Source organism: Duganella sp. Dugasp78 (assembly GCF_059491455.1).
Genome location: NZ_CP168506.1, coordinates 62,193 through 74,616, shown reverse-complemented (window position 1 = coordinate 74,616; position 12,424 = coordinate 62,193). Strand labels below are relative to the sequence as shown.

14 protein-coding genes are annotated in these 12,424 nt (G+C 65.2%); 13 read left to right on the top strand and 1 reads right to left on the bottom strand.

Annotated elements, in window-relative coordinates:
- Nucleotides 1–35 precede the first annotated feature (35 nt).
- The 12 genes from gspG (at nucleotide 36) to ACEN9O_RS00275 (ending at nucleotide 10,336) form a co-directional block, all read left to right on the top strand.
- Entirely contained in the window at nucleotides 36–479 is a 444-nt protein-coding gene (gspG, locus tag ACEN9O_RS00330; RefSeq protein WP_495615687.1) for a type II secretion system major pseudopilin GspG, read from the top strand.
- Between the two features lie 30 nt (nucleotides 480–509).
- Nucleotides 510–1,706: a type II secretion system F family protein gene (locus ACEN9O_RS00325; RefSeq protein ID WP_495615686.1), complete on the top strand. Its 1,197-nt coding sequence runs from the start codon at nucleotides 510–512 to the stop codon at nucleotides 1,704–1,706.
- Nucleotides 1,703–3,418, top strand: a complete 1,716-nt coding sequence (locus ACEN9O_RS00320; protein ID WP_495615685.1) for a GspE/PulE family protein — start codon at nucleotides 1,703–1,705, stop codon at nucleotides 3,416–3,418. The genes ACEN9O_RS00325 and ACEN9O_RS00320 overlap by 4 nt, the downstream gene beginning before the upstream one ends.
- The gene (locus ACEN9O_RS00315) at nucleotides 3,411–4,265 is read left to right on the top strand and encodes a hypothetical protein (RefSeq protein WP_495615684.1); all 855 of its coding nucleotides are present in this window, start codon (nucleotides 3,411–3,413) and stop codon (nucleotides 4,263–4,265) included. The genes ACEN9O_RS00320 and ACEN9O_RS00315 overlap by 8 nt, the downstream gene beginning before the upstream one ends.
- Complete coding sequence (locus tag ACEN9O_RS00310) at nucleotides 4,262–4,807, top strand: PilN domain-containing protein (RefSeq protein ID WP_495615683.1); 546 nt, start codon at nucleotides 4,262–4,264, stop codon at nucleotides 4,805–4,807. Before ACEN9O_RS00315 ends, ACEN9O_RS00310 begins: the two co-directional genes overlap by 4 nt.
- Nucleotides 4,804–5,367: a hypothetical protein gene (locus tag ACEN9O_RS00305; protein WP_495615682.1), complete on the top strand. Its 564-nt coding sequence runs from the start codon at nucleotides 4,804–4,806 to the stop codon at nucleotides 5,365–5,367. Before ACEN9O_RS00310 ends, ACEN9O_RS00305 begins: the two co-directional genes overlap by 4 nt.
- Nucleotides 5,364–5,921: a hypothetical protein gene (locus ACEN9O_RS00300; protein ID WP_495615681.1), complete on the top strand. Its 558-nt coding sequence runs from the start codon at nucleotides 5,364–5,366 to the stop codon at nucleotides 5,919–5,921. Before ACEN9O_RS00305 ends, ACEN9O_RS00300 begins: the two co-directional genes overlap by 4 nt.
- The gene (locus ACEN9O_RS00295; RefSeq protein WP_495615680.1) at nucleotides 5,921–7,900 is read left to right on the top strand and encodes a secretin GspD/PilQ domain-containing protein; all 1,980 of its coding nucleotides are present in this window, start codon (nucleotides 5,921–5,923) and stop codon (nucleotides 7,898–7,900) included. The genes ACEN9O_RS00300 and ACEN9O_RS00295 overlap by 1 nt, the downstream gene beginning before the upstream one ends.
- 4 nt (nucleotides 7,901–7,904) lie before the next feature.
- Nucleotides 7,905–8,381: a type II secretion system protein gene (locus tag ACEN9O_RS00290; RefSeq protein ID WP_495615679.1), complete on the top strand. Its 477-nt coding sequence runs from the start codon at nucleotides 7,905–7,907 to the stop codon at nucleotides 8,379–8,381.
- Nucleotides 8,375–8,755 carry a type II secretion system protein gene (locus tag ACEN9O_RS00285; RefSeq protein ID WP_495615678.1) on the top strand — a complete coding sequence of 127 codons (381 nt, stop codon included), beginning with the start codon at nucleotides 8,375–8,377 and terminating at the stop codon, nucleotides 8,753–8,755. Before ACEN9O_RS00290 ends, ACEN9O_RS00285 begins: the two co-directional genes overlap by 7 nt.
- Entirely contained in the window at nucleotides 8,755–9,483 is a 729-nt protein-coding gene (locus ACEN9O_RS00280; RefSeq protein ID WP_495615677.1) for a type II secretion system protein, read from the top strand. Before ACEN9O_RS00285 ends, ACEN9O_RS00280 begins: the two co-directional genes overlap by 1 nt.
- A 364-nt stretch (nucleotides 9,484–9,847) precedes the next feature.
- A complete protein-coding gene (locus tag ACEN9O_RS00275; protein ID WP_495615676.1) occupies nucleotides 9,848–10,336 on the top strand; it encodes an FxDxF family PEP-CTERM protein in 489 nt (162 codons plus the stop codon).
- Nucleotides 10,337–10,393: 57 nt separating this feature from the next.
- Here the strand turns inward: ACEN9O_RS00275 and murJ are convergent, their stop codons facing one another.
- Complete coding sequence (murJ, locus tag ACEN9O_RS00270) at nucleotides 10,394–11,944, bottom strand: murein biosynthesis integral membrane protein MurJ (protein WP_495615675.1); 1,551 nt, start codon at nucleotides 11,942–11,944, stop codon at nucleotides 10,394–10,396.
- A gap of 191 nt (nucleotides 11,945–12,135) precedes the next feature.
- Between murJ and rpsT the strand changes: the two genes are divergently transcribed.
- A complete protein-coding gene (gene rpsT, locus ACEN9O_RS00265; protein WP_008446456.1) occupies nucleotides 12,136–12,402 on the top strand; it encodes a 30S ribosomal protein S20 in 267 nt (88 codons plus the stop codon).
- The last annotated feature ends 22 nt before the right edge of the window (nucleotides 12,403–12,424 follow it).

The window sequence follows — 12,424 nt, the reverse complement described above, 5'->3', positions numbered from 1 at the left end:
GCCGGTAGGCGTGGCGAATTAAGGGAGTCGTTCGGATGGAAGTCGCAAAGAATCACCGTCAGGCCGCAGCGCACAAGGCTGGCGGCTTTACCCTGCTGGAATTGCTGGTCGTTATCGTGATCATCGGTTTGCTGGCCGCTTATGTCGGGCCCAAGTATTTCGCCCAGCTGGGCAAGTCGGAAGTGACCATCGCCAAGGCGCAGATCGAGGCCTTCGAGAAATCGCTCGACACCTACCGCCTGGACGTCGGCCGCTACCCGACCACCGACGAGGGCCTGGCCGCCTTGCTGGTCGCGCCGGCCACGGCGGGCGCCAAGTGGAACGGCCCCTACCTGAAGAAGGGCGTGCCGCCCGATCCATGGGGCCATCCTTACCAGTACAAGGCGCCCGGCAGCAAGGCCGAGTTTGAAATCACCTCGCTGGGCCGCGACGGCCAGCCCGGCGGTAGCGGCGAAGACGCCGACATCACTTCACAATAAGTCTCGCCGCCACGGAAAGTCGTTTTCACCATGCAGTTCGATGTCCGCACCTTGTCGGCCGATATGGCCATTTCCCATCTGGTGATCGATGGCCGGGATGAGGCCGACGCGCGCCGTCAGGTGGAGGCGCGCGGCCTGTACGTCAGCGCCATCGCGCCGGCGCGGGGCGGGCTCGGCCTGCGCGGCGGCAAGGCGCGCGGCAAGGGCCTCTCGCTGGTGCTGTTCAGCCAGGAACTGCTGGCGCTGCTGACCGCCGGCCTCGGCATCGTCGAAGGCCTGGAGGCGCTGCTGGAAAAGGAAACCAGCCCCGTCACGCGCAGCGTGCTCGAGCGCCTGCTGGCCGGCCTGCGCGAAGGCCAGCGCTTCTCCGCCGTGCTGGCCGAGCAGCCGGAGCTGTTCCCGCCGCTGTACATCGGCATCGTCAAGGCCGCCGAGGGCACCTCGGACCTGCCGCGTTCCCTGTCCCGCTTCATCGACTACCAGCAGCGCATCGACCTGGTGCGCGGCAAGCTGGTGTCGGCCGCGATCTATCCCTGCATCCTGCTGCTGGTCGGCGGCGGCGTCAGCCTCTTTTTGATCGGCTACGTGGTGCCGCGTTTTGCCGAGGTCTACCAGGGCGCCGGCCGCAACCTGCCGTGGCTGTCGCAGCAGATGCTCAACTGGGGGCAGTTCGCCGGCGCCCACACCACGCTGCTGCTGGGCGGCATAGGCGCCGTGCTGGGCGCGCTGGCCCTGGGCGTGCGCCAGCTGATGGGCAACGGCGGCTTCACCCGCCTGCTGGGGCGCCTGCCCGGCATTGGCGAGCGGGTGCGCATCTACGAATTGTCGCGGCTGTACCTGACCCTGGGCATGCTCAGCGAAGGCGGCATCACCATCGTGCACGCCATCGAGACCGTGCAGGGCATGGTCTCGGCCGGCATCCGTCAGAACCTGCAGACCGCGCGCGCCGACATCGAATCGGGCCTGCCGCTGTCGACCGCCTTCGAGGCCAGCCAGCTGACCACGCCGATCTCGCTGCGCATGCTGCGCGTGGGCGAGCGCACCGGCGACATGGGCCCGATGCTGACCCAATCCGCGGCCTTCTACGACGGCGAAATCAGCCGCTGGATAGAACGCTTTACCCGAACCTTTGAACCGCTGCTGATGGCCGCCATCGGCCTGGTGGTCGGCGCCATCGTGGTGCTGCTGTATATGCCGATTTTCGATCTGGCCGGAGACATGTCATGACGGCCCAGGCCACCCCTCACGTTGTCGCCGCAGTGCCGGCGCTGGACATGGCCCTGGTCGCGCGCGCGCGCCACCTGCGCCAGCAATCGAAGCGCACGCTGGTCGAGGAACTGGTCGCGCTGAGCGATCTGGAACCGCGCCTGGTGGTGCAGGCGCTGGCGCAGCCGTTCGGCATGGCGGTACTGGAGACGGTCGACATGCTGGCCTACACGCCGGCCTTCGACCTGCTGCCGCTGTCGCAGGCGCTGGCGCGTCATTCTGTGCTGCTGCGCGGGCACGACGGCATGGTGGTCGGCGTGATCGCCGATCCCTTCGACCTGGACCTGCAAACCTGGCTGGGCACGCAGGCGCGCGCCACGCCGCACGCGCCGCTGCCCACCCGCCTGGCGCTGCAGGCCGACATCCAGGCCTACCTGTCCAAGCAGGAGGAATCGGCGCGCGCCACCGACACGCTGCTGCCCGGCGCCAGCGAGGGCCGGCGCGACGGCAAGACCGCCGCCGTGCTGTCGTTCGCCTCGGTATCGGAAGCGGCCAGTCCCGCCGTCCGCCTGGTCAACTCGACCTTGTACGACGCCCTGAAGGCCGGCGCCTCCGACATCCACCTGGAGAGCACCGCCGGCGGCCTGGCCGTCAAATACCGCGTGGACGGCGTGCTCGATCACGCCACCTCGGTCAACGGCATCGACGTCGCCGAGCAGATCATCTCGCGCCTGAAGGTGCTGGCGGAGCTGGACATCGCCGAACGCCGCGTGCCGCAGGACGGCAGCTTCCGCGTCGAGGCCAACGCGCGCGAGATCGACCTGCGCGTCTCCATCATGCCGAGCATCCACGGCGAGGACGCGGTGATCCGTATCCTCGACAAGCGTGCCATGATCGAAGCCTACGGCTCGCTGACGCTGGAGGCGCTGGGCTTCGACGCGCCGTCGCTGGCCACCCTGCGGGTGCTGGCGCAGGAGGCCTACGGCATGCTGCTGGTGACCGGGCCCACCGGCTCCGGCAAGACCACCACGCTGTACGCCGCGCTGACCGAGATCCACAACGGCCGCGAGAAGATCATCACCATCGAGGACCCGGTCGAGTACCAGCTGCCCGGCATCCTGCAGATCCCGGTCAACGAGAAGAAGGGCCTGACCTTCGCCAAGGGCCTGCGCTCCATCCTGCGGCACGACCCGGACAAGATCATGGTCGGCGAGATCCGCGACCGCGAGACGGCGGAAATCGCCGTGCAGTCGGCGCTGACGGGCCACCTGGTGCTGACCACCGTCCACGCCAACAACGTGTTCGACGTGTTCGGCCGCTTCACCCACATGGGCATCGATCCATATGCCTTCGTGTCGGCGCTGAACGGCATCTGGGCGCAGCGCCTGGTGCGCATCAACTGCCCGCACTGCGCGGCGCAGTACACGCCGGACGACCACGAGCTGGCCAGCGTGGGCCTGACCCGCGCCGACGTCTACGATTACCGCTTCATGCAGGGCAAGGGCTGCGGCGACTGCCGCGGCACCGGCTACAAGGGCCGCCGCTCGATCGCCGAGATCCTGACCCTGAACGACGAGATCCGCGAGCTGATCGTCGACAAGCGGCCGATCCGCCAGATCAAGCAGGCGGCCTACGAGAACGGCACGCGCAGCCTGCGCCTGGCGGCGCTGGAACTGGTCAAACGGGGCGGCACCACGCTGTCCGAAATCAAACGAGTAACCTTGCATGCGTAGAGCAATCGGACAATCCCTGCGCATCGGCGTCTCCGGCTTCGCCGTGAGCCTGCTGCGCGTCAGCCGCTGGCGCGGCGAGCCGGTGACGGTGCTGGCCGAACAGGCGTTCGCGCCGTCCTCCACGCATCCGTTCGACGCCATCGCCAATGCCTTGCGCGCGCTGCTGGGCGAGCAGCTCGGCGACAAAAGCGTGGCCGGCTGGCCGGTCAGCATCGTGCTGGCCGACGACCTGACGCGCTTGTGGCGCGTCACGCCGCCGCCGGAAGCGGCGCGGCTGGCCGACATCGAAGCGGCGGCCGGCTTCCGTTTCCAGGCGCTGTACGGCGAGTCGCCGGCGGCCTGGCAGATCTCCGGCGACTGGAACACCACCCAGCCGTTCTTCGCCGCCGCCGTGCCGCGCGCCTTGCTGGCCGTGCTGCGGCTGGTGGCGCAGGAATTCAGGCTGCACGTGGTCGGCATCGAACCGCATTTCATCAGCGCCTACAACCGCTGGCGGCGCGACGTGAAGCCGGGTGCGTGGTTCGGTCTTGCGCACGACAACCTGCTGACGCTGGCCGCCATCGAAGCCGACGGCAAAAGCATCCGCGCCATCCGCGCCTTGCCGATGCCGGCCGGGCAGGCCGCGGATCAATACTGGCTGGGCCAGACGCTGAAGCGCGAGGCGCTGCTGCTGGATATGCCGGAGCCGGAACTGCTGCAGGTGTGCGGCGCCGCGCCGGCCGTGTGGAGCAAAGCGGTCAGCAATCCCGCGCACATCGCCTGCGCCGTGCTGGACCAGGTGCAACGGGCGTCCAGCGACGGCCTGTCGACGATGGCGCTGCTGGCGCGCGGCGGGAGCGCGACATGAAGAATATGCATATCGATTTCGCGCCGCGCAGCCTGCGCCGCACCTTGTTCCATACGCATCCGGCGGTGCTGGCGCTGGCCGGCGCCGGCTTGCTGTTGTGCGCAGCCGCGGCGTTCGGCGGCTGGAAGCTGGTGGAGCAGAAACGCTTGCGCGAGCATGAGCTGCGCCACGTGCAGGAACGTGCGGCGGCCATCTCGGCGCGGCCGGTGGAGGTAGCGCAGGTGGCGATACCGGAAGGGCAGGCTGCCTTCGTCAACGGCGCCATCCTGCAACTGAACCTGCCGTGGCGCGATCTGCAGGACGCGGTGGCCGCCGCCACGCCGCACAGCGTCGCGTTGGTGGCGATGGAGCCGGACCCGCGCAAGCAGGTGCTGAAGATCACCGCCGAAACCAAAAACAGCGACGACATGGTGGCCTACGTGGCGGAGCTGAAGCAGCAGGAGCTGTTCAGCGGCGTGATCCTGACCCGACATGAAATCAATGAGCAAGACCCCAACCGGCCCTTGCGCTTCCAGCTGGAGGCGACATGGATAGCCCGATGACGCATGCGAAAGACAAGGTGAACGTGGCAGCCATCGTGCTGCGCGCGCGGCTGGCGTTGACGCGCCTGGGCGCGCCGGCCTGCATCGCCATCGCGCTGTGCGTGGCCGGCGCCGCCGCGTGGGCCTGGCTGCTGCCGCAACGCGCCGCGCAGGCGCAGTTGATGGCGCGGCCCTTGCCGACGCCGGCATCGCTGGTGACCGCTCCGCCACCGCCGTCGGCCAACCAGAACCTGGCCGGCTTCTACGAAGTGCTGGGCGAGAAGCGCTACGCCGAGCAGCAGGTCAAGGTGCTGTTCGACCTGGCGGCCAAGAACAAGCTGTCGCTGAGCCAGGGCGAGTACAAGGCCGCGTACGACAAGGCCAGCCGCGTCAGCACCTATCAGATACTGCTGCCGGTGAAGGGGCCGTATCAATCGATCTGGCAGTTCGCCATGCAGGGCCTGAGCGACATGCCGTTTGCTTCGCTGGACGAAGTCGGCTTCCGCCGCGAGGCCATCGCCGAAACCACGGTGGAAGCGCGCCTGCGCTTCACCCTGTACCTGAAGGACGGCGAGCCATGAAGCCTTATCAAATCGCGATGGGCATCGCCCTGGTCGTAGCCGGTGGCCTGGCGCTGTTCGGCGATAAATCGCCGGCGGGCGACATCGCCGAGCCGGTCACGCGCAGCCGCGCCACGCCGGCAAGCGCGCCCGCCGTTGCTGCCCCCGCACCGCGCGCCGGCAAGGACGCCAGGCCGCAGGCCGAGGTGGCGATCCTGCGCCTGACGCCGCGCGCCATGCTGGTGGGCGAATCCGGCGAGGCCACCTTCGCCTCGGGCGAGGGCGTGTTCCAGGGGCAGAATTGGAATCCGCCGCCGCCACCACCGCCACCCGTATCGACCGCACCGCCACCCGCGCCGGTGGCGCCGCCGATGCCCTTCACGGTGCTCGGCAAGGCCGTCGCCGACGGCGCCTGGGAAGTCTACCTGGCGCGCGGCGACAAGACTTACGTCGTTAAAAACCAGACCGTCATCGACGGCACCTACCGCGTCGACAAGATCGCGCCGCCGCTGATGTCCGTGACCTATCTGCCTTTGAATCAGGTACAACAGATTAATATTGGAGTCCTCGACTGATGGCTAGTCATCTGAAGAATTTGGGCCGCCGCGCCGCGCTGCCTGCCATGCTGGCGATCGCCCTGAGCGGTTGCGCCGGACAAATGGCCTATCGCGATGGCCGCGACCTGATCGCCAGGGACCAGCTGGAAGCGGGCCTGCTCAAGTACCAGGAGGCCGTGAAGGCCGAACCCGGCAACGCCGAATACCGCTCGGCCTATCTGCTGGCGCGCGACCGCGCCACGCTGCGCTTCCTCGACCAGGCCGAGCGCCAGCAGGCCGACGGCAAGCTCGATCTGGCGGAGCAGGGCTTCCGCCGCGTGCAGGCGCTGGACCCGCTCAACGAGCGCGCCCGCGCCGGCCTGCGCGCGCTGGAACGCGACGACCGCCAGGCCAGGCTGCTGGCCGGCGCCGCCGAACAGGTGAACAAGGGCGAGTATGAACTGGCGAAGCAAAAGCTCAACGCGCTGCTGATCGAAAATCCGGCCAACGAGAAAGCGCGCCTGATGCTGCGCGAGGTGAGCGACAAGATCGCGCCGCCGGTGGCGGAAGCTGGCCTGGCGAAAGCCTATAAGCAGCCGATCTCGATCGAGTTCCGCGACGCGCCGCTGAAGCAGGTGTTCGAGGTGATATCGCGCCGCTCCGGCCTGAACTTCGTGTTCGACAAGGACGTCAAGACCGATCAGCGCACCACCGTGCTGCTGAAGAACAGCACCGTCGAATCGGCGATCTACTTCCTGCTGCTGACCAATCAGCTGGAGCAGCAGGTGATGGATGCGAACACCATCCTGATCTACCCGAACGTGGCGGCCAAGCTGAAGGAATACCAGGAGATGACGGTCAAGACCTTCTTCCTGGCCAATGCCGAGGCCAAGCTGGTGGCCAACACGCTCAAGACCATCCTCAAATCGCGCGACGTGGTGGTCGATGAAAAACTCAACCTGCTGATCGTGCGCGACAGCCCGGAGGCGATCCGCCTGGCCGAGAAGCTGGTGGCCCTGCAGGACGCGCCGGAAGCGGAGGTGATGCTGGAGGTGGAGATCCTGGAAGTGAAGAAGAGCAGCGTGATGGACCTGGGCGTGGTGTGGCCGACCGGGATCGGCCTGACGCCGTTGTCGACGTCGGGCGGCACCGGCATCACCATCCGCGACCTGAATAACCTGAACCAGCGCACCATCGGCGTGACCGGCATTTCGGCCGGCATCAACGCCAACAAGAACGACCAGGATTCCAACCTGCTGGCCAATCCGCGCATCCGCGTGCGCAACAAGGAAAAAGCCAAGATCGTCATCGGCGACAAGCTGCCGGTGGTGACCACCACGGTGTCGTCGGGCGTGGGCGGCTTCGCCAGCGATTCGATCACCTACGTTGACGTGGGCCTGACGCTGAACGTCGAGCCGACCGTCTACCTGAACAACGAGGTGGCGATCCGCGTGCAGCTGGAAGTCAGCAACCTGACCAACACCATCACCACCAAGAACGGCGGCACCGCTTACCAGATCGGCACGCGCCAGGCCGCCACCATGCTGCAGCTGAAGGACGGCGAGAACCAGGTGCTGGCGGGCCTGATCAACAACGAGGAACGCGGCACCGCCAACCACGTGCCGGGCGCGGGCGACCTGCCCATCGTTGGCCGCCTGTTCGGCAGCAAGCGTGACGACAGCCAGAAAACCGAGATCGTGCTGTCGATCACGCCGCACCTGATCCGCAATGTGCAGCGGCCGGAAGCGGCGGCGTCTGAATTCTCGGCCGGCACGGAGGCCAGCTTCCGCCGCCGTCCGGACCTGAGCGCGCGTCCCGCCGTGGCGATGCCGCCGGCGCCGGGCGCCTTGCCGCCGCCGGCCGGCGTGCAGACGGCGCCGCTGCGTCCACCGGTGCAGGCGATGCCGCTGTCGCAAGGCCAGCCGGCGCCGCTGCCGCCCAGCCAGGGACAACAACCGCAGCCGGTGCCGCCGCCGCCGGAGCCGGCGCAGCCGCAGCAACAGCCGGTGCAGCAGTAAACCCATGATGAAACGCGGCCGCGGGTTCACGCTGATCGAACTGCTGGTGACGCTGGCCATCCTTGGCCTGCTTAGCGCCCTGGTGGTGCCGACCGCGCAAGTGGTGGTGCAGCGCCGCCAGGAACAGGAGCTGCGCGAGGCGCTGCATCTGATCCGCGCCGCGCTGGACGCCTACAAGCTGGCCTACGACCAGGGCCGGGTGGCCAAGACGCTGGCCTCGACCGGCTATCCGAAGACGCTGGAGTTGCTGGTGGAGGGCGTGCCGGATTTGCAGAGCCCCAAGCACGCCAAGATCCACTTCCTGCGCCGGGTGCCGCGCGATCCGTTCAACCCGGACGCCACGCTGAGCGAGGGGCAAACCTGGGGCAAGCGCAGCTATGCCAGCGAGGCCGACCAGCCGAAGGAGGGCGAGGATGTCTACGACGTCTACAGCCTGAGCGAGAAGACCGGCCTGAACGGCGTGCCCTACAAGAAATGGTGACCATGAAAACCAAAGGATTCACGCTGATCGAGCTGCTGGTGGTGCTGGGCATCGTGGCGCTGATGTTGACGCTGGCCGTGCCGCGCTATTTCCCCAGCATCGACAAGTCGAAGGAGGTGGTGCTGGCCGATAACCTGCGCAATGTGCGACAGGTGCTGGACCAATACTACGGCGACACCGGCCGCTATCCCGACTCGCTGGAGCAGTTGGTGGAGAAAAAATACCTGCGCGCGATGCCGGTCGATCCGATCACCGACAGCGATACCACCTGGGTCATCGTGCCGCCGGAAGACGCCGGCAAGGGCGGGGTCTACAACATCAAGAGCGGCGCCCCCGGCAACGACCGCAGCGGCAAACCTTATTCCGACTGGTGATGGCCGCGCGACGCCGGAGCCGCAACGGCGGCTTTACCTATCTGAGCCTGATCATCCTGCTGGCGATCATCGGGCTGGTGACGGCGTCGGCGCTGAAGCTGGGCTCGGCAATACAACGGAGCCGGGCGGAGCTGGAATTGCTGGACATTGGCGCGGCCTTCAGCGACGCCTTGAAAAGCTACGCCGACGCCACCCCTGCCGGGCAGCCGCCGCAGCCGCCTTCGCTGAAGGAGTTATTGAAGGATCCACGTTTCCCCGGCACCCGCCGACACTTGCGCAAATTGTTTGTCGATCCCATGACCGGCAAGGCGGAGTGGGGCATCGTTTATCTGGGCGACAAGGTTGGCGTGCTGGCGGTGTACAGCCTCTCCCCGGCTAAACCGGTGAAAATAGGGAACTTTCCCGATCGCTATTCTGGTTTCGAAGGCAAGAACCATATTTCAGACTGGAAATTTTCGATGGCCTTGTCTGGGCCGGAGCCAACCTTGATGACCGGGCCATCGCCGCAAATCTCGGCCAAGGGCGGCGAACCACTGCAAAAATCCAAGCCGGCTCCGGCTCCGGTCCCGGTTGCCCCGGTCGCACCGAGCCCTGCCGCGCCTTCCGTGCCACCCGAGCCACCCGAGCCGCCGGCCGAGCTACCCGCTGCGCCACCGCCGGCGCCAGAAGAGTCGCGGCAGCCCAAGGAGCCGGATTCGCCCGAGCCGCAGCCGGTGCCGCAAGATTAATGGCTGATCGCGCGCAACGACTTCCATCGAAGTTGGCGTCAGCTGTGTTAAATATGCAACAGCACCTCGTTGCACCTGCGATGCGACCGTTTACTGTCGGAATGCCCTGTATTGGTGCTCAATAGGCAAAAAATGTCATGAAACTGTGCATTGCTTTCATAAAACAAGCACAAAATTTATTGCGGTGCAGCGTGGTTTTTTGCACTGTGAAATAAGTTTCTCTCATGGCAACTAAGGTAAAAAATTTGCAATGACAGATCGTATTGTTATGCTATTATTTGTCCTGTAGCACTTCTACACTCCTATTAACAACACGGTGGTTGGCGAAAGCGCAGCCACAATTCGTATGATTAAGGAAAATCACATGAAATTGAAATCTATCGCTGCTGGCGCCTTGCTGGCCGCCGCATCTTTTGGTGCATCGGCTACCCAGATCTTTGCTCCTAACCCAGTCGTTGGCTCGTCGTTCGCCAACACGCTGATCGGTCAGATCACCGTCTCCGGCCCATCGGATATCGTTGGCAACATCTTTGCCGCTGAATCGGTGAACTACGGCTTCATCAGCCTGAACTTGGATCACGTCACCTTCACCAATGCTACCGTTGGTAGCCTGGTGGATTCGGATGCAACGGCTACGGGCTTCAACCTGCACAACGTTGCAGCTGGCACCTACGACATCCTGGCAACTGGCTCCATCGATTTCACCGCGACGAGCCCTGTGCACGGCGTGGGATTCCTGGGCGCGAACTATACCGTGACCGCCGTACCAGAACCAGAAACCTACGGCATGCTGCTGGGCGGTCTGGCACTGATGGGTGTTGTTGCTCGTCGTAAGGCAAAAAAAGCAGCCTAAGTTTCAGCTGCTCCTGAAACCCGCCTCGGCGGGTTTTTTTTCGTCCGTTGTTTTGGTTTAGCGGGCCGTGCGCTTGATGTCGCGCAGGCGGAAGCCCATCGCAAACAGCGCGGCGAAGTACACCGCGCCGCACAGGCCGATCAACAGCATCAGCGCGCCGATCCGCAGCAGCGTATGGTGTTGCATGCCCAGCCAGTCCACCTGCTGCCCGCCGAACCAGGCGGCGGCGCCCATCAGCGCGCAGGCGACGGCCAGTTTCGCGCAGAACACCGTCCAACCCGGCTTGGGCTGGTAAATGCCGCGCTTGCGCAGGCCGGCGTAGAGGAAGCTGGCGTTGATGCAGGCGCCCAGTCCGATCGACAGCGCCAGACCCGACACTTTCAGATACGGCACGAAAATCCAGTTCATCAGCTGCGTGGCGACCAGCACGCCGGTGGCGATCTTGACCGGGGTGCGGATGTCCTGGCGGGCATAGAAGGCCGGCGCCAGCGTCTTGACCAGGATGATGCCCAGCAGGCCGGCGCTGTAGGCGATCAGCGGGTAGGACGACTGCGTGGCCGCCTCGTCGGTGAATTTACCGTAGTGGAAGAGGGTGGCGATCAGCGGCTTGGCCAGCGCGGCCATGCCCACCGCCGCCGGCAGCGCCAGCAGGAAGGTCAGGCGCAGGCCCCAGTCCAGCAGATCGGAGTATTCCTGGGTGTCGCCGTCGGACTTCGCCTTCGACAGGCTGGGTAGCAGTACCGTGCCCAGCGCCACGCCCAGCAGCGCGGTCGGGAATTCCATCAGGCGGTCGGCGTAGGATAGCCACGAAATGCTGCCCTCGGCCAGGCGCGAGGCGATGCTGGTGTTGATCATCAGGCTGATCTGCGCCGCCGAGACGGCGAACACGGCCGGTCCCATCTTCTTCAGCACGCGGCGCACGCCCGGATCGCCGAGGCCGGCCGCCGGATTCCACGACAGGCTGGGCAGCATGCCGATCTTGATCAGCGCGGGAATCTGTATCGCCACCTGCAGGATGCCGCCGACGAACACGGCGATCGCCATGGCGTAGATCGGCTGCTCCAGGTGCGATTGCAGGAACAGCGAGGCGGCAATGAACGACAGGTTCAGCAGCACCGGCGTGAAGGCCGGGATCTTGAACTCGCGCCAGGTGTTGAGCACGCCCCCGGCCATCGCCACGAAGGCCATGAAGCTAATATAAGGGAACATCAGCCGCGTCATCCAGACGGCGGCGTCGAAGGCGCCTGGTTGCTTGTCCAGGCCGGTAGCGATGAGGTAGACAAACAACGGCGCGCCTATAATGCCGAGCGCGCTGACGAACAGGGTCGACCATACCAGCGTGTTGGCCACGTGGTCGGCCAGTGTCTTGCTGGCCTCCTGGCCGTGCTGGTTTTTGTATTCCGACAAGATCGGCACGAACGCCTGCGAGAAGGCGCCCTCGGCAAACAGGCGGCGCAGCAGGTTGGGAATGCGGAACGCGACGATGAAAGCGTCCGTGTAGGCGCCGGCGCCGAAGGCCCGGGCAAACAAGGTTTCACGCAATAATCCGGTTACGCGGGACAGCATGGTCATGCTGGAGATGGCGGCTAGAGTTTTAAGCAAGTTCATGGGGCATGATTATAGTTGCTCCTGACGGAAAACATCGCTATAATCGCAGGCTGTACAGAATTCTGTTACGCAGACACTAATGTTTGGCAGGCAGTAGTTTGACTCACATGGTTCGGCAGACGCACTGAACGCACCTGTTTGGCAAACAATAATGTTTGCAAACGCACCTTTACCCTGTTTTAGGAAATTCCATGGCAAATACCGCACAAGCGCGCAAACGCGCTCGTCAAGCAGTTAAGCAAAACGCTCACAACTCGTCCCAGCGTTCGACCCTGCGCACCGCTATCAAAGCAGTTCGCAAAGCGATCCAGGGCGGCGACAAAGCTGCTGCGACGGCAATCTTCCAATCGTCCGTGTCGACCATCGACAGCATCGCGGACAAGAAGATCATCCACAAAAACAAGGCAGCTCGTCACAAGAGCCGTCTGGCAGCTGCCCTGAAGGCACTGTCCGCTTAATTCCCCTCGCTGGGATTTAAAG

Excerpts from the sequence above, each read along its gene's own strand:
- ACEN9O_RS00315 (WP_495615684.1), top strand. The coding sequence starts at position 3,411 with ATGCGTAGAGCAATCGGACAATCCCTGCGCATCGGCGTCTCCGGCTTC.
- ACEN9O_RS00320 (WP_495615685.1), top strand. The coding sequence starts at position 1,703 with ATGACGGCCCAGGCCACCCCTCACGTTGTCGCCGCAGTGCCGGCGCTG.
- ACEN9O_RS00280 (WP_495615677.1), top strand. The coding sequence starts at position 8,755 with ATGGCCGCGCGACGCCGGAGCCGCAACGGCGGCTTTACCTATCTGAGC.
- ACEN9O_RS00325 (WP_495615686.1), top strand. The coding sequence starts at position 510 with ATGCAGTTCGATGTCCGCACCTTGTCGGCCGATATGGCCATTTCCCAT.
- ACEN9O_RS00310 (WP_495615683.1), top strand. The coding sequence starts at position 4,262 with ATGAAGAATATGCATATCGATTTCGCGCCGCGCAGCCTGCGCCGCACC.
- gspG (WP_495615687.1), top strand. The coding sequence starts at position 36 with ATGGAAGTCGCAAAGAATCACCGTCAGGCCGCAGCGCACAAGGCTGGC.
- ACEN9O_RS00285 (WP_495615678.1), top strand. The coding sequence starts at position 8,375 with ATGGTGACCATGAAAACCAAAGGATTCACGCTGATCGAGCTGCTGGTG.
- rpsT (WP_008446456.1), top strand. The coding sequence starts at position 12,136 with ATGGCAAATACCGCACAAGCGCGCAAACGCGCTCGTCAAGCAGTTAAG.
- ACEN9O_RS00305 (WP_495615682.1), top strand. The coding sequence starts at position 4,804 with ATGACGCATGCGAAAGACAAGGTGAACGTGGCAGCCATCGTGCTGCGC.
- ACEN9O_RS00300 (WP_495615681.1), top strand. The coding sequence starts at position 5,364 with ATGAAGCCTTATCAAATCGCGATGGGCATCGCCCTGGTCGTAGCCGGT.
- murJ (WP_495615675.1), bottom strand. The coding sequence starts at position 11,944 with ATGAACTTGCTTAAAACTCTAGCCGCCATCTCCAGCATGACCATGCTG.
- ACEN9O_RS00275 (WP_495615676.1), top strand. The coding sequence starts at position 9,848 with ATGAAATTGAAATCTATCGCTGCTGGCGCCTTGCTGGCCGCCGCATCT.
- ACEN9O_RS00290 (WP_495615679.1), top strand. The coding sequence starts at position 7,905 with ATGATGAAACGCGGCCGCGGGTTCACGCTGATCGAACTGCTGGTGACG.
- ACEN9O_RS00295 (WP_495615680.1), top strand. The coding sequence starts at position 5,921 with ATGGCTAGTCATCTGAAGAATTTGGGCCGCCGCGCCGCGCTGCCTGCC.